The organism is Pseudophaeobacter sp. C1-32P7, from assembly GCF_041008775.1.
Taxonomy (GTDB): domain Bacteria; phylum Pseudomonadota; class Alphaproteobacteria; order Rhodobacterales; family Rhodobacteraceae; genus Phycobacter; species Phycobacter gallaeciensis_A.
In genome coordinates, this window is sequence record NZ_JAXGFR010000030.1 from 1 (window position 1) to 19684 (window position 19684).

At 59.9% G+C, this 19684-nt stretch carries 25 protein-coding genes and 1 pseudogene; 17 read left to right on the forward strand and 9 right to left on the reverse strand.

The features are described 5' to 3' along the window. Window positions 1–313 precede the first annotated feature (313 nt). A pseudogene (locus tag SM763_RS22410) lies at window positions 314–454 on the forward strand (IS3 family transposase); the annotation flags it as partial. A gap of 101 nt (window positions 455–555) precedes the next feature. On the opposite strand, the gene SM763_RS22415 reads toward SM763_RS22410, so the two are convergent. The 5 genes from SM763_RS22415 to SM763_RS22435 all read right to left on the reverse strand — a co-directional run bounded on the left by SM763_RS22415 (window position 556) and on the right by SM763_RS22435 (window position 3926). Then, a complete protein-coding gene (locus SM763_RS22415; RefSeq protein ID WP_027238702.1) occupies window positions 556–1188 on the reverse strand; it encodes a glutathione S-transferase family protein in 633 nt (210 codons plus the stop codon). A gap of 20 nt (window positions 1189–1208) precedes the next feature. Beyond that, on the reverse strand, window positions 1209–2105 hold the full coding sequence (locus SM763_RS22420) for an SDR family oxidoreductase (RefSeq protein WP_037931965.1): 897 nt from the start codon (window positions 2103–2105) through the stop codon (window positions 1209–1211). A gap of 28 nt (window positions 2106–2133) precedes the next feature. After that, entirely contained in the window at window positions 2134–2631 is a 498-nt protein-coding gene (locus SM763_RS22425; protein WP_037931962.1) for a luciferase domain-containing protein, read from the reverse strand. Window positions 2632–2639: 8 nt separating this feature from the next. Beyond that, complete coding sequence (locus tag SM763_RS22430; RefSeq protein WP_037931959.1) at window positions 2640–3455, reverse strand: DODA-type extradiol aromatic ring-opening family dioxygenase; 816 nt, start codon at window positions 3453–3455, stop codon at window positions 2640–2642. Between the two features lie 63 nt (window positions 3456–3518). Then, the gene (locus SM763_RS22435; RefSeq protein WP_157802081.1) at window positions 3519–3926 is read right to left on the reverse strand and encodes a DoxX family protein; all 408 of its coding nucleotides are present in this window, start codon (window positions 3924–3926) and stop codon (window positions 3519–3521) included. A 132-nt stretch (window positions 3927–4058) separates the two neighbouring features. On the opposite strand from SM763_RS22435, the gene SM763_RS22440 reads away from it, so the two are divergent. From SM763_RS22440 to SM763_RS22475, 8 genes are all read left to right on the forward strand, one after another. Continuing rightward, window positions 4059–4412, forward strand: a complete 354-nt coding sequence (locus SM763_RS22440; protein ID WP_224556225.1) for a winged helix-turn-helix transcriptional regulator — start codon at window positions 4059–4061, stop codon at window positions 4410–4412. Between the two features lie 237 nt (window positions 4413–4649). Continuing rightward, a complete protein-coding gene (locus SM763_RS22445; protein ID WP_036540318.1) occupies window positions 4650–5252 on the forward strand; it encodes a TetR/AcrR family transcriptional regulator in 603 nt (200 codons plus the stop codon). Between the two features lie 72 nt (window positions 5253–5324). Continuing rightward, window positions 5325–5876, forward strand: coding sequence for a TetR/AcrR family transcriptional regulator (locus SM763_RS22450; protein ID WP_368999809.1), 552 nt, complete (start codon window positions 5325–5327; stop codon window positions 5874–5876). A 13-nt stretch (window positions 5877–5889) separates the two neighbouring features. Then, complete coding sequence (locus tag SM763_RS22455) at window positions 5890–7011, forward strand: efflux RND transporter periplasmic adaptor subunit (RefSeq protein ID WP_245737675.1); 1122 nt, start codon at window positions 5890–5892, stop codon at window positions 7009–7011. A 31-nt stretch (window positions 7012–7042) separates the two neighbouring features. Further along, the gene (locus SM763_RS22460) at window positions 7043–10123 is read left to right on the forward strand and encodes an efflux RND transporter permease subunit (RefSeq protein WP_368999810.1); all 3081 of its coding nucleotides are present in this window, start codon (window positions 7043–7045) and stop codon (window positions 10121–10123) included. Window positions 10124–10199: 76 nt separating this feature from the next. Beyond that, complete coding sequence (locus SM763_RS22465) at window positions 10200–10568, forward strand: acyl-CoA dehydrogenase family protein (protein ID WP_074838771.1); 369 nt, start codon at window positions 10200–10202, stop codon at window positions 10566–10568. 49 nt (window positions 10569–10617) lie between these two features. Further along, complete coding sequence (locus tag SM763_RS22470; protein WP_074838768.1) at window positions 10618–11184, forward strand: biotin transporter BioY; 567 nt, start codon at window positions 10618–10620, stop codon at window positions 11182–11184. Window positions 11185–11322: 138 nt separating this feature from the next. Further along, complete coding sequence (locus SM763_RS22475) at window positions 11323–11808, forward strand: MBL fold metallo-hydrolase (protein WP_368999811.1); 486 nt, start codon at window positions 11323–11325, stop codon at window positions 11806–11808. 34 nt (window positions 11809–11842) lie between these two features. On the opposite strand, the gene SM763_RS22480 is transcribed toward SM763_RS22475, so the two are convergent. Continuing rightward, window positions 11843–12930, reverse strand: a protein-coding gene (locus tag SM763_RS22480; protein WP_368999812.1) for an IS3 family transposase whose coding sequence is annotated in 2 segments (ribosomal slippage) — window positions 11843–12681 and window positions 12681–12930 — 1089 coding nt in all. Because the reading frame shifts where the segments join, the coding sequence is not laid out codon by codon here. Here SM763_RS22480 and SM763_RS22485 point away from each other — a divergent pair. Then, window positions 12911–13357 (forward strand): MBL fold metallo-hydrolase, encoded by a 447-nt coding sequence (locus SM763_RS22485; protein ID WP_368999817.1) that lies wholly within the window; start codon window positions 12911–12913, stop codon window positions 13355–13357. The two genes, SM763_RS22480 and SM763_RS22485, sit on opposite strands and share 20 nt — an antisense overlap. A gap of 62 nt (window positions 13358–13419) precedes the next feature. On the opposite strand, the gene SM763_RS22490 is transcribed toward SM763_RS22485, so the two are convergent. Both SM763_RS22490 and SM763_RS22495 read right to left on the reverse strand, forming a co-directional pair. Further along, a complete protein-coding gene (locus SM763_RS22490; protein ID WP_111368590.1) occupies window positions 13420–14262 on the reverse strand; it encodes a hypothetical protein in 843 nt (280 codons plus the stop codon). Between the two features lie 236 nt (window positions 14263–14498). After that, on the reverse strand, window positions 14499–15152 hold the full coding sequence (locus SM763_RS22495) for a hypothetical protein (protein WP_368999813.1): 654 nt from the start codon (window positions 15150–15152) through the stop codon (window positions 14499–14501). 462 nt (window positions 15153–15614) lie between these two features. Here SM763_RS22495 and SM763_RS22500 point away from each other — a divergent pair, with 462 nt between their 5' ends. Further along, complete coding sequence (locus tag SM763_RS22500; RefSeq protein ID WP_368999814.1) at window positions 15615–15857, forward strand: type II toxin-antitoxin system ParD family antitoxin; 243 nt, start codon at window positions 15615–15617, stop codon at window positions 15855–15857. A 5-nt stretch (window positions 15858–15862) separates the two neighbouring features. Further along, on the forward strand, window positions 15863–16183 hold the full coding sequence (locus tag SM763_RS22505) for a type II toxin-antitoxin system RelE/ParE family toxin (RefSeq protein ID WP_368999815.1): 321 nt from the start codon (window positions 15863–15865) through the stop codon (window positions 16181–16183). A gap of 14 nt (window positions 16184–16197) precedes the next feature. On the opposite strand, the gene SM763_RS22510 is transcribed toward SM763_RS22505, so the two are convergent. Beyond that, window positions 16198–16425 carry a hypothetical protein gene (locus SM763_RS22510; protein WP_490363306.1) on the reverse strand — a complete coding sequence of 76 codons (228 nt, stop codon included), beginning with the start codon at window positions 16423–16425 and terminating at the stop codon, window positions 16198–16200. Between the two features lie 245 nt (window positions 16426–16670). On the opposite strand from SM763_RS22510, the gene SM763_RS22515 reads away from it, so the two are divergent. From SM763_RS22515 to SM763_RS22535, 5 genes are all read left to right on the forward strand, one after another. Next, window positions 16671–16997, forward strand: a complete 327-nt coding sequence (locus SM763_RS22515) for a hypothetical protein (protein WP_010138156.1) — start codon at window positions 16671–16673, stop codon at window positions 16995–16997. After that, complete coding sequence (locus tag SM763_RS22520; protein ID WP_368999818.1) at window positions 16954–17637, forward strand: lytic transglycosylase domain-containing protein; 684 nt, start codon at window positions 16954–16956, stop codon at window positions 17635–17637. The genes SM763_RS22515 and SM763_RS22520 overlap by 44 nt, the downstream gene beginning before the upstream one ends. After that, window positions 17634–17924, forward strand: coding sequence for a TrbC/VirB2 family protein (locus SM763_RS22525; protein WP_054540759.1), 291 nt, complete (start codon window positions 17634–17636; stop codon window positions 17922–17924). Before SM763_RS22520 ends, SM763_RS22525 begins: the two co-directional genes overlap by 4 nt. 9 nt (window positions 17925–17933) lie before the next feature. Next, window positions 17934–18212, forward strand: a complete 279-nt coding sequence (locus SM763_RS22530) for a VirB3 family type IV secretion system protein (RefSeq protein WP_234139511.1) — start codon at window positions 17934–17936, stop codon at window positions 18210–18212. Next, window positions 18202–19684: VirB4 family type IV secretion/conjugal transfer ATPase (locus SM763_RS22535; RefSeq protein ID WP_490363305.1), on the forward strand; the 1483-nt coding region annotated here is incomplete at its 3' end. The genes SM763_RS22530 and SM763_RS22535, both read left to right, overlap by 11 nt.

Consider the following 19684-nt stretch of genomic DNA (forward strand, 5'->3'; position numbering starts at 1 on the left):
CAAAATCAGTAAAACAAGCCTCTATAACGCCCTCAGAGACCAGAAATCCGACTGAAACCTGAAGTGTTCCCGTAAAGTTCGCGCGAGCCGGACAATAACGTCACTTTTATGCAGTGACCCCATACCTTGAGGCAGCGCGGAGAGCGATTGATCAGCTTGGGAAAAACGCAGAACGGTCCGATTTGCTAAACTGCGCAGCGGAGTTCCTCGAAAACGCACGCTAGTCCCGTGTGGATATCTCATGAATAACTTTACCAAATATCGAAAATGGGTAGCCACTACGAAAGAGTCCCAAGAATAACGTGGCCATGACACTAATGGCCAAAGGTTCCGTGTGTTGTGCATCGTGGATGACTGCACGCGCGAAGCCTTGGCGGCCACTGTGGTGGATCGCTCACTGTCAGGTGAGCGGATGATCCGCGAACTGGATGACCTGATCGGGAGGCTGGGTCAGTTGACTTTCTGACCCACGATCAGATCAAAGCGATGACAACGGCCGACCGTATCGTCAACCTCGGCACTCGTCAGGGGTATGTTACCCCCTGGATCACGACGTCAGCGGAAAAGCGCCCTTAGGGGTGCCACAGCCTCTTGCCAGCTGTCACGCGCTTCTAGCCGGTCGATCCAACTCGCAACTCCTGGGTACTGGTCCAGTAAAATCCCCGCTTGATCGCGATACATGAAGGTGGTCGCAAGATAGAAGTCGGCAAGGCTGAGTGCGCCTGCGATCCAGTCCTTGCCGTCGAGTCCGGTTTCCAGAACGGCAAGGAACTGATCTGTGGCTTTTCGTTCCGCTTCGACCACAGTCGGATCGGGATCGCCCATGCCGAATTTCTCTTTGAGAAACAGCTCAAAGGACAATTTCTGCATCGCCGGGCCAAGGTGGATCGCTTGCCACCAGGTCCATTGATCGACGAGGGACCGCGCCTTGCGGCCCTCAGGATAGAGGCCCGCCTCGGGCCGAAGCCCCGCCAGATAGGCACAAATTGCCCGGGATTCCCAAAGCACGAAATTCCCGTCCTCCAAAACGGGCACCTTTGCATTGGGATTGCGAGCGAGAAATTCCGCCGCGCGGTTGTCCCCGGCCCGGATGTCGACCTGGACGATTTCGAGGTCCACGCCCAGTTCGTGTGCCACCGCCCGCACACGCAGCGCATTGGGCGAGAAATTCGCGTTGTAGAGTTTCATGATTTTGTCCGCCTCTATAGTTACTGCGGCGCCCGAAGAAGCACCGCCCGGTTTTCGGTCAGGAAATCGGTAACCGACTGTCCGGACTTGCCGGTGAGCGTCTTGAGATCGTCGCTGGCCACATCAAGGTAGCCTTCGGCGATTGCCTGGTCGAAAGAGACGAAAACACGCGCCATGAACTCGGGCAGGCCATTTGCGATCATCGCCTGCACCATGTCTTCGGCCGGCATCGGAACGTAGGGGATGTCCTTGCCGGCGATGTCCGACAAAAGCGCCGCGATATCGGCCTGGCCGGTGGATTCGGGCCCGGTGATGTCCAGGACCTCGCGGTCGGTCGCATTCATCAGCGCGGCAGCGGCGGCGCGGGCGCAGTCGGCGCGCGTGACGTAACTCGCCCGTCCGTCCCCTGCCGCGGCAAAGAGCTGCCCCATGTCGATCGCCTGCGGTCCGCTCATAAGCAACAGATCCGTGTAAAGGTTGTTGCGAAGGATCGTGTAGCTGGCGCCGCTTTGCTCGATCAGCTTCTCGGTGTTCTGATGATCCTTGCTGAAAGTGATGGGGCTTTCGGGTACCGGGCTGGCAAGCGAGGTATAGACGATGTGGTCGATACCCGCCTCGCGTGCGGCGGTGATCGCATTGGAATGAGCCGCGAGCCGTTTGCCCGGCTCCAGATCGTCGGTGGAGATGATCAGGATCCGCTTGCCGCCCGCGATGGCCGGACCCAGTGTTTCGGGCGCGTTGAAATCGCCTTGGCGAACATCCACCCCCTTGTCCCTGAACTCGGCGAGTTTGTCGGCGTTGCGCGTGACCGCGATGATCGGACCGGCGCCCGCCTCGATCAGTTGATCGATTACCTGGCGTCCAAGCTGGCCGGAGGCGCCTGTGACGATAAATGGTCCGTTCTGAAAGCTTGCCATGGGCGTATTCCTGTTCTTTGAGAGAGAGTCAGCCGTGGATGTGAACCTGCGCGGGGTTGGCCAGCTTGCCGCGGGCGAAGTCCCAGCTCGTTGTCAGGATTTTGATCATGACGTCGACCTCTGACCCATCGCGCGGCGCAAAGGCCATGACGGCATTTGCCGGGATGTGTCCGGCCGACGCCATCGGGTGCGGTTCGCCCCATCCCTTGGCGATGAGTTCATCGACCGCCGCCAGCGGCAGCATCATGTGCGACGAACCGTCATAGGAGGGATGCACATGGGCAAATTCGCGTCCGATCATGAAGGCTTCACGCGGGCCGCAGGCATGCGCCACCGGCAAGACCAGTGCTTCGGCGCCGGGCACCGAGATGCCCGACCGGCAGCGCTCGACGAAGGGCAGGGCGAAGGCCTTCTCCTTGAAAAATGCGTGGATCTCTGCCGAGGAGTTCTGCGACACCTGCTCATGCGGGGCGCAATCGGTGGTGTCGGGGCGCGGGCCCTGCCGCGGGGGAAGTTCGAAGCTCATGGTTGGTCCTATCCAAATCTGAACGCGCTTTCGACCGCGCCCAACACGTGATCCTCGAGGGTCTTCTCCCCCCGATCCGCAAGCGCAGCCCCGGCCACGACGTGCAACGGGATCAGATGTTCCTCGCGCGGATTGGCATCGCGTGCGCCGGGCGCCTGATCCCACTCGGCCAGCATGGCATGGCGCACTGCGGGGTCTTCATGGGTCACCGCACTCGTGAGCCATCGGTCAAAGTCTCCGCCGTTCACCGGGCCGTCCGGTCCGCCCCTCATCGCCCGCATCATCTTGCCCATGTTATGATAGGTATTGCCGGATCCGATGATCAGCACCCCTTCGTCGCGCAAGGGCGCCAACGCGCGACCGACGGCAAGATGCGCCTCGGGGTCGAGATCGTCGCGCAGGCTCAATTGGACGGTGGGGATGTCGGCCTCAGGAAAAGCCACCTTTAGTGGAACGAATACCCCGTGATCGAAGCCACGCGCAGCATCGGCCCCGGTTTGGAATCCCGCGTCTTCTAAAAGTGCGCGTACGCGGGTCGCCAGCGCGGGCTCGCCCGGCGCGGGCCAGGTTAGCTGATAGGTATGCTGCGGAAATCCCTGATAGTCGAACAGCAGAGGCGGGGCGGGGTTGGTCTGCAAGGTAAAGACCCGCTCTTCCCAATGGCCCGAGATCACGAGGAGCGCCTTGGGCCTTGCCGGCAGGCTCGCAGGCAAGTCCTCAAGGAATTTGCGGTGCCGATCCCAGGCGTCAGGCGGGTTCCAGTCCATGAAGAAACAGGGGCCACCCCCATGGGGAACAAACAATGTCGGCTGCTTTTCAGTCATGTTGTCGTCCTTTTAAACCCAAGTCCGAGGCTATGGGCACCCCCGTGGCAACTCCGCAGCAGATCAGATTGGCGCTGCCGGAACTGCCGGTGCATAGGCCGACTTGACCGCACGCACGCGATTGGCGGTCAGCCACGAGACGATCAGGAGTACCCAGGTCGCCAGAGCCGGCGACCAACCCGGATCGCCTGCGCCCACATGGGCCCCGAAGGCGAGCACCAGATGCCAGAACATTGCCGCATAGGCCCAATCTGCCAGCACCGCCGAAGGGCGCCAGAGGATCACAACGGCACCGACGATCTTCAAAATTGCGAGTGGCCAGATGATGTATGTGGGATAGCCCAACACCTCGCGATACATGCCCGCGACCATGTCGTGGGATGAGATGTAGAAGGCCGCCGCACCCAGATAGACCAATGCCACAAGGCCGGTCGCGATCCAGTAGACATATTTTGCCACGTTGTCACTCACTGCCGCTCTCCCGGTTTTCGGCGGGTTGTTAGGCTGCCGTTTTCCATATAGTATCATTAGGTGCCTTGCTTCATCAGTTAAAGTAGGCACTTAAAAGTAACTTACTTTCGTGGGCTGCGAGGGCTATCCACAATGAAAAGCGTCCAACCAGCTTCCTGCCCGATGGAGGCGCTGCTGCGTGTCATCACGGGACCTTGGACGATTTATATCCTTTGGGTTCTGTCCGAACAGGGTCCACAGCGTTTCGGCGCGACCAAACGGCTGGTGCCTGGAATTTCCACCCGGGTCCTGACTGAGAGGCTGAGAATGCTGGAACATGCCGGCGTGGTCTGGCGCGAGCAGGCCATGACCATCCCGCCCGCTGTCACATACGGGCTGACTGAACGCGGCGCGGAGCTGCGCGGTGTGCTGGACACCCTTGGATCCATTGCACGCCGCTGGGAGGCGGAGGGTGCTTTCGACGGGACGGCACGCTCGGCGGAATGATGACGTCCGTCCTGTTCGCGGAATAATCCCGCGCCAGAAAGCACCGCGAACGGAGCACGGCCCGAAGCTCATGACGAATTGAAAGCCGCGTTGGGTATGCCTGACAGGCGGCACTCACTCCGAACGATCCGCCCAGGTTTGCGGCTTGCCGCCACATAAAAATCAATTTACTGTACCGACTAGACGGTACAGTCAAGTTTGAAGTCCCGCAATGCTGCACAGGACAGGAAGAGCGAGATGCGCGAGAGAAAAATGGCCGAGGTTTTGTTCGGCGCGCGGGAGGTCTTCTTCCGGTGCGGTTATGAAGGCGCCACCGTCGATGCCATTGCCGCCGAAGGGAAAGTGTCGAAGGCAACAATGTATTCGTATTTCCCGACCAAGGAGCAGCTGTTTCTGAGCGTCGTGGAATCCGAATGCGGTCGGCTTGCGGAAGAGATCCTCCGGCCCTTGTCCGCAGGTCCCGAGCCGCGCGCCCAGTTGGAAAAACTTGCCCTGCGCATGATCGATCTCGTTCTGGACGAAACCTACATCCGCCTTCTGCGGACGTGTATCGGTGCCACCGAGATGCTTCCCGAGGTCGGGGAGGTGTATTTTCGTGCCGGACCGAAACGGGCACGCGAACTCATCAGTAAAGTTCTGGAACGCCTTTCCCGGGAAGGCGCGCTTGAGATCGACAACCCCCCGCGTGTTGCGGATCACTTCATACATCTTTGCGTTTCTGGACTGTTGATGCCACGCCTGCTGGCCGTGCAAAGAACAGTCGAGCGGGACAAGCATGCGGCCGATGCAGTCACTGCATTCCTGCGACTCTACGGGAGCGGACATAGAGTAGAGCTCTGAACTGACCTTGCTTTCCGACAACGGGGCAGTGCTCCAAATCTCTCAATAAAATTGCCGAATGGACAGTGAATAATGACCATACAATCCAAAATGCAGGCAAAGAATGCGTCACCAAGGATCCTCGGCGCTGCGCGGGCAATTGCGCACAGAGAGGGCGCGGGAAAGATTACGATCGACGCCGTCGCGCGTGAGGCCGATCTCAGTAAAGGCGGGGTCTTATACAATTTTCCGACCAAGAGAGCGCTTCTTGCCGGGCTGCTTGATGAGATGCTCGCAGAACATCGCGAACGCCTGGCATCAGTCCCGGAAGATCGCAGATCCCGCACCTTGCGCGGGCACCTGGAAGCGATCGTGCAAGCCAGAGCCGTCGATGACGACCTCTCGATGGCGATTCTCGCGGCTGCCGCGTCAGATCCGCGGCTGCTCGATCCGCTACGGGCTGAACTGACCGGCGACCTTGAGCGTATCCTGTCCGACACACAAGACACTTCGGGTGCTATGGTTGTCGTCCTAGCGATCCAGGGACTTCGGTTCCAGAAACTTCTGGGCCTTCCCGACGGTGGCGCGGGTCTCAGGGGGCGCGTCATCGAGCAATTGAGGGCCATGATTAATGAACTCGAATAGAGAGACACGAAGTTTGAAGCGGATCGTTTTTGTTATTGCGGTAGCGGCCGTGTCGGCCGTTGCCGTGCCGTTTGTTTCGCCGTTCCTGACCGATGTGCTGGCCCAGACCGCGACGAACACCGTGGAGGCAGAAGTCGACACAAGGCCTGCAGCGAGCGTGGAGCGACCAGTCACGGTCGAAGTGACCCGTGCGCTCAATCGCGTCGTAAGTCAGTCTCGCACCGTTGCAGGCCGCGTTGAACCTGCTCGAACGGTGGACCTTGCGTTTCAGATACCCGGGCAGATCATTCGCCTTGAGGTTGAGCCCGGCGACACGATTCGCGAGGGCGAGGTGATCGCGGAGCTCGACCAAATCGATTTCGAACTCGCCGTCGACCGGGCTCAGGCGTCCTACGACCTGGCGAATTCCGAACTCGCGCGCGCCTCGGACCTCGCCGATCGTGGCGTGGCGTCCGACGCGCGCCTCGACACGGCCCGCGCGCAGTTCTTCCAGGCAGAAGTCGCGCTCCGCGAGGCCGAGCGGCGCCTGTCCCAAACGAAAATCGTCGCGCCATTCGACGCGATTGTGGCGCGCACCTTCGTTGAAGAATATGTCAACGTCACGTCGACCGCGCCTGTCGCGCGTCTACAGGATGTCAGCGAGATGCGGCTCGTGATCTCCCTGCCAGAGGAACTTGCGGCCATTGCGCGGTCGGCACCCGATGCCTTCGAGATCGTTGCAACTTTTCCGGCTGTTCCGGGTTACACCGCGCCTCTGGTGCTTCGCTCGTTTGCGACCGATGCCGACCGGACGGCGCAGACCTACGACGTGGAATTTGCGATCACGGGTGATATCGACCCGCGTCTTTTGCCCGGAATGACCGCGGATGTGCGCATCTCCATCGCCGCTGAGGAAGATCGCCGGCGCTCCGTGATCGTTCCGGTTTCGGCGGTGGACACGACCAGCCGAACCGAACCGTCCATCTGGATCTACGAAGAAACGTCCGGCCAGGTCGAGCGTCGGACGGTCCGTCTGGGCCTTCCGATCGACAACGAGATCGTCGTTCAGGATGGCGTGGAGGCCAATGAATTGGTTGTTTCCGGCGGCTGGTGGCGGCTCAGGGACAATCAGACCGTGACAGTTTCTGGGCTCTGACCCCGGTTTTCGGCAGGACAAGAATAAAAACATGGCACTCAGCATCACACGAGCGAGCATCGAGCGTCCTGTGGCGGTCTGGCTCACCATCATCTTCTGCGTTCTCGGCGGCTATTGGGGGCTGAATACGGTCGGCCGCCTTGAAGACCCGAGCTTCACCCTCAAGACGGCACTCATCTTCGTGCCGTATCCCGGCGCCACGGCAATGGAGGTTGAAGAGGAGGTCGCAGACGTCGTCGAAAACGCGCTGCAGCAGATGAAGCAGCTCGACCGGGTGGAATCGAAATCGATGCCGGGCATGGCGCAGATCACCGTCGAGATCGAGATGACCTATGGCCCGGACGAGATCCCGCAGGTTTGGGACGAGATGCGCCGCCGCATCAGTGATATCGAGGGGGATCTTCCGGCAGGGGCGCAACCGCCCATCATCAATGACGATTTCGGCGACGTCTATGGCATGTTCTATGCGGTGACGACCGAAGGTCTGAGCCCATCGGAGCAAAGGGACTTGGCCACGACGCTGCGGCTCGGGCTGGTCACTGTCGATGGCGTCGCCAAGGCCGAGGTTCAAGGCCTCTCCGAAGAGGTGATCACCCTCTCGATCCCGTCTGCACGCCTCGAGAAACTGGGCCTTCCGCCGACCCAGATCCTGGGAATTCTCGCAGACGAAAACCAGGTGTTCTTCAACGGCGAGATCACCGAGGGCCCCGCCCGCATCGGCCTGTCCGTTCCGCCGGGCTATATCAGCCCCGAAGGCATAGAGGAGTTGCGGCTGGGCACGGCCGGAAATGTCGGCCAGATCGCCGTCAGCGACATCGCCACCGTCACACGGGAGGCGGCCGAACAGCCCAGCCAGATCATCCGGCAGAACGGCAAGGCGGCCTTCACCCTTGGCGTTTCCGCGTTGACGGACCGAAACGTGGTCGCTGTCGGCCAGGAGGTTTCAGCGCGGCTGGAACGGCTCAAGTCGGAGCTTCCCGAAAGTGTCGAGATCATTCCGATCTACGAGCAGCATGTCGTGGTGGACGAAGCCGTTTCAAGCTTTCTCGTCAGTCTCGGACAGTCGGTCGCGATCGTGGTCGGTGCCCTGATGCTGACCATGGGGTGGCGCGCCGGCCTCGTGGTGGGCGCGACCCTCGGACTTACCGTTTTCTCCACGCTGTTCTTCATGTCGGTGTTCGGGATACAGATGGAACGGATCAGCCTTGGCGCCCTGATCATCGCGATGGGTATGCTGGTCGACAACGCCATCGTCATCACCGAAGGCATGGTGATCGGCATGGCGCGTGGCAAAAGCGCGGAAGACGCGGCGGCCGAGACGGAATCCTCGACGTCCATTCCCTTGCTGGGGGCAACCGTTATCGGGATCATGGCGTTTTCCGGTATCGGGCTGTCGCCCGATGCGACGGGCGAGTTCCTGTTTTCGCTTTTCGCCGTGATCGCCATTTCGCTGCTATCAAGCTGGGTTCTGGCAGTCACGGTCACGCCGTATCTTGGCAAGCTGCTGCTCAAGGCCCCCAAGAACACCTCGGACGATCCCTACAAGGGCCCGTTCTACGGGATTTACCGCGGGGTTCTGTGGACGGCGCTGCGCGCCCGCATCCCGGTCGTTCTGACGATCATCGGGATCACCGTCTGGTCGGTCATGGCTTTCGCCCAGGTCAAGCAGGCCTTCTTCCCCGCCTCGAACACGCCTATTTTCTACGTCGAGTTCCAGATGCCGCAGGGAACCGATATCAACACGACCGACGAAGAGATGCTGCGGCTTGAGCGGATACTTCTGGATGAGGATGCTGTGACCGGGGTAACGGCCCTCGTAGGGCGGGGGGCAAGCCGCTTCATGCTGACATACAATCCGGAACAGGCGGATGCCAGCTATGGCCAGCTCATCGTCCGGGTTGCGGACGCCGCAACGATCCCGGCGATCGCGAGCAGGCTCAACCGGGATTTGCCAGCCGAATTCCCCCACGCTCTGATCCGTGTCGAAGAAATCGTGTTCGGACCGCCGGCCGGTGCCGATGTTGCAGTTCGTTTCTCGGGCCCCGATCCGGTCGTCCTGCGCCAGCTCGCGGATGATGCGATCAGGATATACGAGGAGGCAGGAACCATCACCAATCCGCGCACCAATTGGCGGCAGCGTGAAATCCTTGTCGAACCCGTCGTCGACGAGGCACGAATGCGGCTGGCTGGCGCAACGCGCGGAGCGATCGCGGATACCATCCGCTATGGAACGTCCGGACTGCGCGTTGGCGACCTACGCGAGGACGACGTGTTGATTCCGATCCATCTCCGGCTTCCCGAGAGCGAACGCGACGGAGTTGACCGCCTTCGTGACCTATCGGTGTGGTCCGATGGGGCAGGGTCCTATGTACCCATGGCCAACCTTGTCGAAAGGTTCGATCCCCGTCTTGTCGAGGCACTCATTCACAGGCGCGACCGAGAGCGGACAATCGCCGCCCTCGGCGGTGCCCGCAGCGATCTCACCGCGGATGAGGCATTCCGAAGCGTCCGCACCGAGATCGAATCCATCCCGCTTCCCGACGGTTATGCAATGGAATGGGGCGGCGAATTCGAAAGTGCGCAGATGGCTCAGGAGTCGCTTGGCAAGCAGCTTCCCCTGGGCTTCCTGGTCATGTTGACGATTTCGATTTTGATGTTCAACAAAGTCCGCCAACCGCTGATCCTGTGGCTCGTGGTGCCAATGTCCGTGACGGGCATGGTCCTGGGGTTGCTGTTCACCGGTCTGCCCTTCACATTTACGGCCCTGCTCGGCTTCCTGTCGCTTTCGGGAATGTTGATGAAGAACGCAATCGTTCTCATCGAAGAGATCGACTTTCTACGTGCACAGGGTGTGCCCGATTACAAGGCGGTGATCGACGGCTCAGTCAGCCGTCTTCGCCCTGTGGTGCTCGCCGCCGGCACGACGATCTTTGGCATGATTCCGCTTCTGCCCGATGCGTTTTTTGCCTCGATGGCGGTGACGATCATGGGCGGCCTCGCCTTTGCTTCGGTCCTGACGCTCGTCGCGGTTCCGGTGCTCTATGCGCTTCTGTTCCGGATACGGCCACCGAAACGGGACGCACAGTCGGACGGCCTAGCGGCGACCGCCTGACACAACGATCCTCCCTAAAATAGGATTTCGAGCCAATTTGAGGATAGCGGAATGGCCCAGAAAAAACAAAACCGGAGTGGATCGTCGCGAAGCTCCGGGAGTCCGACGATCCCAGGGCGCCTCGTGCGGTGTCCTATGGGACAAGCAGGTGGTGCGCCAGCGGCTGGCAGACTGCCAGACGAGGATCGCGGCGGGACGGCAGCTGGTCTATCATGCCGCAGGTCTGGACGCGGCGGGCCACGATTGCGTGCAAGAGGTCTCGATGGTCAAGGCCTATTGCGGCGAACTGGTAAACAGCGTGCTCTACGACTGCGTCCAGTTTCACGGCGGCATGGGCTATATGCGCGAAACCCCGGTTGAACGCATGTCGCGCGACGCCCGTGTTCAGGCCATCGGCGGCGGTGCGAGCGAGGTCATGCTGGAAGAAGTCGCCAAGCGCATGTGAGCTTCCCTATCCAGCAAATCAACGATCTACAGAAACAAGGACGAAACAGATGAATTTGGAAGCCACTCAACGCCAACCGGTCGCAAGACTGACCCGAGAGATCTCAATAATACTCATCGGCACAATACTTCTGACACTATCCGCCAAAATCGCGGTGCCGTTCTACCCGGTACCGATGTCAACACAAACCCTGGTGGTCTTGGGTCTCGGCCTTTTCCTGGGGCCGGTGCGCAGTAGTCTAGTTGTCGCTGCGTACCTTCTGGAAGGTCTGTTTGGCCTGCCGGTTTTCGCTGGCACGCCTCCCGCACCGGCGGGTCTGGCCTATTTTGCGGGTCCCACTGGCGGATTCTTGATTGGGTTTGCGCTCGCGGCGGCGGCTGCAGGATGGATGGTTCAAAAGCTGGCAGGGCTTCCGCCTTCAATCAGAGCATCTGTAGCGGTCCTCTCCGGTTCGATACTTATGTATTGCGCAGGGCTATTCTGGTTGGGTGGCTTTGTCGGCTATGGCGAAAAATTGCTGAACGCCGGGCTTTACCCGTTCCTGCTTGGAGACCTGACGAAGGCAGCAATTGCTGTAGTGCTGTATACAGGTTTCCATAATCGGGGTCACGCTTGACTGCTGGGCTTTGTTGCCTTGTTCCAGCGCCGGTTCTGACCGGCGCTGGACGCCAGCCCGAGGCTTCCAAAGCTATGCAAAGCAAAAGGCGGCTTTGCAAGTCCCAGACTTTTCACTGTCAGAAAGTGGTCGTATTCAATGACAAAACGCAGCATGTTTCACACAGAGCCGGAACCGTGTCGCGCGCGTGCAGAACAGGTGGCCGAGGGAATCCTGAGGATCGTTGCGAGCAATCCCGGGAAGATGACCTATCACGGGACGAACAGCTACATCATTGATACACCTGACGGTCGGTTCATTCTCGATCCGGGTCCAGCAGAAGACAGTGCACATTTCGAAGCAATTGTCGAGAATCTGGGAGGCAACCCGGCCGGAATTCTAGTGTCACACCACCATTCCGATCATTTCGGTGCCGTGCCGGGATTGCGCGAACGGACAGGTCTGCCCGTTTATGTTTCGCGTGCCTTTCCAGACGATGCATTTCAACCCGACGGGTTTTTGGAAGACGGGCAAAGGATTGCCGGTCTTACTGTCCTTCACACACCCGGTCACGCGAGCGATCACCTCTGCTTTGCGAGGCTGGATGGAGTGTTATTCACGGGCGACCACGTGATGAGTTGGTAATCCTCCCCGTCTTAACGGGGCGCGACCGTAGAACTCACGCGGCCATTTTCAGCTTCATGGCGGGTGTAACCCCGCCGATACCCATGTTGGGGCGTTCGTTGTTGTAGGTCCATAGCCATTCGGTGGCGATCTGCTGCACCTCCTCGATGGTTTCAGAGATGTAGAGGTCCAGCCATTCATGCCGGACCGTGCGGTTGTAGCGCTCGACATAGGCGTTCTGCTGCGGCTTGCCGGGCTGGATGTAGGTCAGGGCGATGCCCTGCTTCTCGGCCCAGGTCATCAGCGTGGAACTGACATATTCGGGGCCGTTATCGACCCTGATCGCCAAGGGTTTGCCGCGCCACTCGATGATCTGGTTCAGGGTTCGGACGACCCGCTCCGCTGGCAGCGAGAAATCGACCTCGATGCCCAGGCCTTCGCGGTTAAAGTCGTCCAGCACGTTGAGAAGCCGGAATTGCCGCCCATCGGCCAGGCGGTCTGCCATGAAGTCCATCGACCAGACCAGGTTCGGAGCTTCTGGAACTGCCAGTTCCTCGGGCTTGTCGCGCTTTAGCCGCCGCCGCGGCTTGATCCGTAGGTTCAGTTCCAGCTCGCAGTAGATCCGGTGGACCCGCTTGTGGTTCCATGCGTGCCCCTTCACGTTCCGCAGGTGCAGAAAGCACAGGCCAAAACCCCAGGTCTTGTGGACATTGGTCAGCCCGACCAGCAGGTCGGCGATCATCTCGTTCTCGTCGTCGCGCTTCGGGCTGTAGCGGAAACAGGTCTCGCTGACCCCGAACGCGCGGCACGCCAGCGCGACGCTGACCCCCTTCGTCGCCACCGCCTTCTCGGCCAACTCCCGGCGCTGAGCTGGCCGCGTCACTTTTTTCCCAAAGCCTCTCGGAGCAGATCGGCCTGCATACTCAGGTCGGCGAACATGCGCTTCAGGCGCCGGTTCTCATCCTCCAACGCCTTCATCTGGCTCATCATGGAGGCATCCATGCCGCCATACTTCGCCCGCCATTTGTAGAACGTCGCGCTGCTGATCCCATGCTCGCGGCACAGCTCGGGCACGGCCAACCCGCCCTCCGCCTGGCGCAGCACGCCCATGATCTGGGCTTCGGTGAAACGGCTCCTCTTCATCGGAATCTCCTCGTTCATCCTGCCGAGAAAATTCTACGCTCGCATCCCCTTAACCATGGGGAGGATTACCAGTTGGAACAGTTCGATCGTCAGCCCCCCTGACGGCAACATGCGTGATTACTGCGACCAGCTTCAACGGCTTATTGATCGCGACGATAGGATCTGCCTGCCGGGTCACGGGCCCGTACTCCAGGATCCGCGCCCTTACATCGAACGGTTACTTGCCAACCGGATGCGCCGCGAGACCCAGATCCTCAAGCATCTCCTAAATACTTCCGATACAGTCCAGAATATCGCCGCTTCAGTCTACAAGAAATCTGACCCGCATATTGCAATGGCCGCCGAAAGGAATGTTGTGGCTCATTTACAGAAACTTCTTTCTGAATCGCGAGTGGCTCAGGAAGAAGGGATCTGGAGGGTAAATTAACATAAACTTAACTATCGGATCTTTACGTTCACACGCAGGGTTTTCCCGGCCCCAAAGCGAGCCTACCTCGAAATCTCGCCTGCCAACACCGCTCGTCCGTGCACCGCTAAGGTTGCTGAGAACCTCTGACACCCAAACTTGCGGATTACATCCAGTACTCGCGCTTCGTAGGCAGCGTGACCGATCAAACGACACAGGTCGGACGCGTGGAACTGGCGGTTCGCAGTCGGGGCGGCTTGCATCTGTCTCAGCAATTCGCGCTCTTTGGGGTCTGCTACCCGTTTCTGCGATGGTTTCACCTCGGGACGAGGCGGAGTCCCTGGCGAATTCCGCCATCGTCGCATAAAGCCAAGCAGGAAGCCGGCCGGCACCTTTCCGTTGCCTCGGGACCGGTTGAAGGCGAGGAAGCGATCCCAGATGACCTGGGTGTCGATGTTCCAGCAGGGCAACGTGGCCTTCGCTGCTTTGATGAGCTCTGCCCAACTGGTCTGAAAAACGTTCGAACTCTCGGTGATTTCGATCAGCCCTGAGAAGATAGTTTTGTTATTATTATCTCTAGATAGTGATGTGTCGCCTTCACCTGACACGAGATCATGGGTTTCACTCTCCTCGTCGAAGGCGGAAAACCGAAAGATCCAGGGCGCGAACTTGCCATTCGGCTTCGCCCGCTCGAGCTGCAACTCCGACGTCTCAAGTTCGCTCAAAAGAACCGAAAGATATTGTCGTGAGACACCCATCTTCTCCGCCAGGGCAGAGAGGGTGAAGGCTGCCGTTCCGCGCGGCAAACCGTTGTAGCCATCCTTCCAGGCGATGGCATCGAGGATGAGAGTAGCAAGCTTGTGCGCAGCAACAGAGAGATTTGTCTGCGTGATCCGTCGCAGGATCAGGCCGGTCGTAGGTTCCATGGTCGAGGTCTCCTTGGAGAACCGACGCCATGCCGTGAGACAACAACATTCTTGCCAGCAAAACAACTTTGCTGGTTGCAGGTGTTTTAGCGGTGCGCTAGGAAACTCTTGTTCACGGAGTTTTCTAGCACGGCGTCAGGCTTCACGGTCTGGCGTCGTCTCCTTTTTGGGGGCTTTGCACAGCCTTTCGTGCGGGGTTGTGATGACGCGCGCGGCAAGACCGCGTGCAGATTTTGTCAGTAGCGAACTTCTTCAGAACCATAGTTCCCGGCGTGATCACGCCAGTCGACGAAGACGGAGCGGTAGAAGTAGCTGCCGCATCCATTCGGGATGCTCAGGCCAGATGCAGCCGGCACTTGGCCCACGTTGGATCTTGTCCATCGGTAGTCGCCCTGCACTCCGTAGGACCCCAATCGCGTGGAATCGGTGCGATTGCAGTCGCCATCTCGGTTTTCATGCTGGCGGTACTGAATGTGATAGACGCGAATGCTGCGCACGAAATCAAAGGCGTCGCCCGAGATGTCGATGTCGGCTTGTTCATCCGCTTGGACGCGAACAAGGGGCAAAGGAGTCGATTCCTGCGGTTCGGGCGGATCGCGGAACGTGATGTCATAAAGGCGTTCCATAGGCGACATTGGACTGGGGTCTTTGAACGACACACCCATTGGGCACCGCCAGATTTGTAAGGGCGGCTCGATCGGCCATGGCGTGATCCGTCGAATGAAGACCGCTCTGGCATGCGCGCAGGGCGCAGAGGCAGGCCAACCGCCCGCAAGGCAGAGGAGGATCGCACAATCCACCTGATAGGCCTGAGCCGGAGCTGACGAGGCCATTAGTCCGGATATGCTTATTGCCGTGGCTGTTGCCACGCCGTGGATCACGTGCTTCATGATGCCGACTCCATCTATAATGGTGCAGCGATACGAAACAACATTAATGATAGCAAGGAGATTTGATTGATGGTCGCGTGCGATTGTTCGCTTGTCTAGCTTGATGGCTTCCAAGAACTGACGTCGGTTCTGGCTGCTTCGGCGTCTTGAAAGTGGCCAAAATTGCGGACCTCTTTCATGTTAACTTTCACTCAAATATCTGTAAACAAATACAAATATGGCATTTCAATGCGGCCACGAAAGCGGTCATGGAAGAACAGGCCGCATGAGCCCGTCACACGGAGAGTCGCAGCGCTCATGGTCTCAGGAATGGCAGAACGGAAAACTGTCTCGCCTGGCTCCCCGGCGGGAATCCGGGCGCAGAAGGACGGGGGGGGAGCAACGAGCCTATGTTGGGACCGAACATGACCTTGAAGATTTATGTCAGTATCTGATACGATTAAGCATGGATAGGAGAGTCTGATGCCAAACGTCCACCTGACCGAACCGATGCAGAAATATGTGCAGGCGCAGATCGAGTCCGGCGCCTACGCCAATTTGAGCGAAGTCGTGCGCGCCGGCGTAAGGATGCTGATGGAGAAAGATGGCGCCCGGCAGTTCTATTCCCTCAAGGCCGACCTAGAGGAAGCAGCCTCCCTGGCCGAAAATGGGGACTGCGCCGAGTTCGATGCCCATGCTTTCGAACCGGATGCGTTTGATCGCTGACCCGCATGACTATTCGACTTTCCGGTCGGGCTAGGTCCGACCTTGAAGAGATCCGTGCCTACACCGTCGAGACCTGGGGTAGGGACCAATGGCTCGCCTACTACCGCCAGTTGGTCAACGCCTTCGAGCAGATCACCGGGGATCCCGAACGGGGTCGGGACAGGAGTCTCTTCGTTCCGGGGATGCGGTCCGTCAACTGCCAACGTCACGTGATCTTCTACAAGCGGCTAGATGCGGCGGACGGGGCGGCAGTCATCCTGCGCATCGTGCACCAGCGCCGCAACATGCCCGCGCTCGTCTACTACGAGGATCTCGACGGCGGATAAGCCCTTGCGTTTCCTCATTCCAATAGCTCGACCAGTTTCCCATAGTCTTCACTGACCTCGCGTGCCTCCTGAAACGCGCGTTGACGCTCGGCATCAAGGCAACGGAAGTATTCCTGGATGTCGGCGATGTAGCCCTCGAAATCAGAACGCAGCAGATCGGCATAGGCACGCATGTCTTCTTGCGACTGGGGCAAGAACGGTCGCTCGGGAGGTACGCAATCTGCTGCCGCGGCTATCGGCATGCTTCCAAGCAGGAACGCGAACAGCAACGGTGCGTTGCGCGCAATAAACAACCGCAGGGCAAAACTCCTTTGCCGCCTTTAAGATTATCATTCTGTCGGCTATCACCGTTATCGGAGCAAGGCGAACTTCGTCAACACGTTATTATTGTCTTGCTATCATTAATGTTGTTTTGTATCGCTCACGGTGTTGCGACCCCGTGGGCCTGATACTGCACCCAGGCAGAACAAGGACCCAAGGGAAGGCCATGATAGAAGAAGCCCCGAATGTGGTTACAGAAGACGGACTGCGCGGCTTGCTCGCCGAGGGCTACCTCATTGAGGTGGTCTGCAAGGAGAGAGCGGAGAAGCGCCATAACAGCTGGTACGGCTCGTGGGTCATCCGCGCCGTCGCCACTGATGGGCGTGACGATAAGATGCTCGTCACCAGCCGAAGCGTCCTCAAGCTCCGCGACTTCAAAACCATCGTTGGCCTTGTCAGTTTCCTGGCCGACATGGGCTGTACGACCGCTAGCATCCCACTTGAAGAAGGTGGCCGCGAACGCCACGCCGCGCCTCCGGTCAAAGGCAGCTGATCGCGCGACTGCGCTCGTCGTTGCTTTGGGTACAGGCGTTTGTTCCGCGCCCCCGGCCCTGGCCGACGGTTTCATCTTTTCGGTTGGTCCAGACGGCCAATTGATTTCCACTTCTCAAGAGGCAAACGAGCGCCTTTTTCTCTTCGCAGAACCTCGCGTTCCTGACGCAACGAGCGAGACAGCGATCCCGGCTCGATCCGCCGCCCACGCCACCCCAGAAATCCTCCATGCGATCGAGACCACGGCGCTACGGTATGCCGGGCATGGTGCGCTGCGTCGCGCGGGGCTTTCCGTCACTGATTGGGCGCTCCTTTACCGAGCCAACATTGAAGTCGAGAGCGCATACAATCCGGCTGCACGTAGCCCTGTCGGTGCCATAGGCCTCGGGCAGTTTATGCCGGATACTGCCCGCGACCTCGGCGTCGACCCACATGACATTGCGCAGAACCTCGACGGATCAGCTCGCTACCTGCTGATGATGCTCGACCAGTTCGGCGAGGGCTCTCTGGCCCTTGCGGCATACAACGCTGGCCCTGAGGCGGTCACACGCCACGGCGGCATTCCCCCTTTTCGAGAAACCCAAGGGCATGTGGCCCGTGTGACTGCCGTGTTTGAGCGGCTCAGAGGAGATCTTTCATGACATCGAGACCTTCGATCGTCGCGCTCGGCGCGATGGCCCTTATCGTGCTGGCGGGTCCAGCGCTTGCACAGAGCATCGACCTCTCCCCGGTACAGACCCTGCTTCAAGGAATTGTCGATGCGATCACCGGCCCCTTGGGAATCGTGATCGGAACGCTTGCGCTGATCGGGGTGTTCCTTTCCTGGCTCTTTGGCATCCTCGACTTCCGTCAGGCGCTCTGGGTCGTGGTTGCAATCGCCGGCATCGCCGCAGCACCCACCATCGTCGCCGCCATCTGGACCACCTGAGCTCCATCCATGGCTGACCAGTCCCGCGTGTTCATCGGTCTTCTCAGGCCACCCAAGCTGATGGGCTTGCCGATCATGTACGCCATGGTCTGGCTCTTCGGCTCGACGCTTCTGTTCCTCTGGGTGCAGAGCTGGATGGTGGCTGTGTTCGCGGGGCTGGCCTGGCCGGCGCTCTGGAAGGCCGCAGACTGGGATCCGAACTTCCTCGATGTCCTGGTGATCACCCTGCAGGAAACCCCGCCCACGACGAACCGCAAGCTGCACGGAGGCGACAGCTATGCCCCGTGATGGAATTGCCGATGAGGTTGAGAACGCCATCGATCCGCTGACCGCGCTACCCGCATGGGTCAAGGGCGAGAAGCGGCTCTCAATGATGCTGCCTTATGTGAGCCTCGTGAACGACCGAACGATCCGGACACGCGGCAACGAACTGATGCAGTGCATCCGCCTCGAAGGGGTGAACAGCAGCACGAGCGAGGACGGGCATCTCGACCGGATCGGAGGGTTGCTGGCTGGCATCGTCGCGCAGGTGGGGACGGAGTTCTCCTTCTACCTGCACAAGGTCTCGAAAGCGGTCGATGTGACCCTGCCGCCCATTCCGGGCGAGGGGTTTGCTGCCGCCGTCGACAAACGATGGCACGCGCATCTCGGCCGCGCGGGCTTGCGCGACAAGACGCTGACCCTGACCGTGCTGAAGCGACCTGAGACCGGCAGCCGCTTGCCGTTCGGACTTGGGGCGTCTCGCTCGCGACATGCGGCCGACACCACCCGCCGCTTGCGCAAGCTCGACGAGGTTGTGGGCTTTCTGCTGTCCTCCTTCGATGAGCTGAAGCCCCGCCTGCTGGCCGCAAGCACCGGCGAGCTTCTGGGCTTCCTCGGTTCACTCAACACGGGCGAGGAGCACCCGCTCTTCCCCCGGTCGCGCCTCGGTGTGATCGCCGAGGACGTAGCAAATACCCGCGTCACCTTCCGCGGCACGACCATCGCACTCTCGGACGGTGCCGTCGGCGAAAAGCTCGGGGCGATCTTTGCGGTGAAGAACTACCCTGCCAAGACCGATAGCCTGATGCTCGACGAGTTGAACTTGCCCGTCGACATGGTGGTCACGCACTCTTTTGTGCCGATCAACGCCAACATCATGGCGGGCCGGATCAAGCGGCAGCTGCGGCTAATGCAGGCCGCCAATGACGGAGCCGTCAGTCTCGCCCAGGAACTGGAACTCGCGCAGGACGATCTGGAATCCAAACGCCTGATCTTCGGCGAGCACCACATGACCGTGGCCGTCTATGCCAGCACCCAGACGGCACTTGACGACATCGCAGCCGAGATCCGCAACATCTCCGCCACCTCCGGCATCAACCTGATCTCGGAAGCCTTCGGGGCACGGGCGCATTTCATGGCGCAGCATCCCGGGAACACCGGCGCGCGCAGCCGCAAGGCCGCGATCACGAACCACAACTTCGCCGATCTCGCGACCTTCCACCGCACACCGCTCGGAAAGACCGGGCGGGAAGTCCCTTGGGGCGTGCCGATCACGCTCTTTCCCACACCCGAGCGCAGCGGTTTTCGCTTCAACTTCCACGAACAGGGCGCGCCAGATCGCGAGCCCACAGGTGGGCACACGCTGATCCTCGGCCGTCCCGGCTCCGGCAAATCCGTCCTAGCGGCTTTCCTGATGACCATGGCACGGCGGGCAGGTGCGCGGGTCTTCGTATTCGACTATCGCGCGGGGATGGAGATGGCCGTCCGCGCGCTCGGCG

What these genes read in the sequence shown, in the direction of transcription:
- SM763_RS22530 (WP_234139511.1), top strand. Translation starts at nt 17,934, where the DNA reads ATGGCTGACCAGTCCCGCGTGTTCATCGGTCTTCTCAGGCCACCCAAG.
- SM763_RS22425 (WP_037931962.1), bottom strand. Translation starts at nt 2,631, where the DNA reads ATGAGCTTCGAACTTCCCCCGCGGCAGGGCCCGCGCCCCGACACCACC.
- SM763_RS22515 (WP_010138156.1), top strand. Translation starts at nt 16,671, where the DNA reads ATGATAGAAGAAGCCCCGAATGTGGTTACAGAAGACGGACTGCGCGGC.
- SM763_RS22475 (WP_368999811.1), top strand. Translation starts at nt 11,323, where the DNA reads ATGACAAAACGCAGCATGTTTCACACAGAGCCGGAACCGTGTCGCGCG.
- SM763_RS22470 (WP_074838768.1), top strand. Translation starts at nt 10,618, where the DNA reads ATGAATTTGGAAGCCACTCAACGCCAACCGGTCGCAAGACTGACCCGA.
- SM763_RS22490 (WP_111368590.1), bottom strand. Translation starts at nt 14,262, where the DNA reads ATGGAACCTACGACCGGCCTGATCCTGCGACGGATCACGCAGACAAAT.
- SM763_RS22445 (WP_036540318.1), top strand. Translation starts at nt 4,650, where the DNA reads ATGCGCGAGAGAAAAATGGCCGAGGTTTTGTTCGGCGCGCGGGAGGTC.
- SM763_RS22525 (WP_054540759.1), top strand. Translation starts at nt 17,634, where the DNA reads ATGACATCGAGACCTTCGATCGTCGCGCTCGGCGCGATGGCCCTTATC.
- SM763_RS22505 (WP_368999815.1), top strand. Translation starts at nt 15,863, where the DNA reads ATGACTATTCGACTTTCCGGTCGGGCTAGGTCCGACCTTGAAGAGATC.
- SM763_RS22500 (WP_368999814.1), top strand. Translation starts at nt 15,615, where the DNA reads ATGCCAAACGTCCACCTGACCGAACCGATGCAGAAATATGTGCAGGCG.
- SM763_RS22510 (WP_490363306.1), bottom strand. Translation starts at nt 16,425, where the DNA reads ATGCCGATAGCCGCGGCAGCAGATTGCGTACCTCCCGAGCGACCGTTC.
- SM763_RS22450 (WP_368999809.1), top strand. Translation starts at nt 5,325, where the DNA reads ATGACCATACAATCCAAAATGCAGGCAAAGAATGCGTCACCAAGGATC.
- SM763_RS22430 (WP_037931959.1), bottom strand. Translation starts at nt 3,455, where the DNA reads ATGACTGAAAAGCAGCCGACATTGTTTGTTCCCCATGGGGGTGGCCCC.
- SM763_RS22495 (WP_368999813.1), bottom strand. Translation starts at nt 15,152, where the DNA reads ATGAAGCACGTGATCCACGGCGTGGCAACAGCCACGGCAATAAGCATA.
- SM763_RS22460 (WP_368999810.1), top strand. Translation starts at nt 7,043, where the DNA reads ATGGCACTCAGCATCACACGAGCGAGCATCGAGCGTCCTGTGGCGGTC.
- SM763_RS22415 (WP_027238702.1), bottom strand. Translation starts at nt 1,188, where the DNA reads ATGAAACTCTACAACGCGAATTTCTCGCCCAATGCGCTGCGTGTGCGG.
- SM763_RS22440 (WP_224556225.1), top strand. Translation starts at nt 4,059, where the DNA reads ATGAAAAGCGTCCAACCAGCTTCCTGCCCGATGGAGGCGCTGCTGCGT.
- SM763_RS22420 (WP_037931965.1), bottom strand. Translation starts at nt 2,105, where the DNA reads ATGGCAAGCTTTCAGAACGGACCATTTATCGTCACAGGCGCCTCCGGC.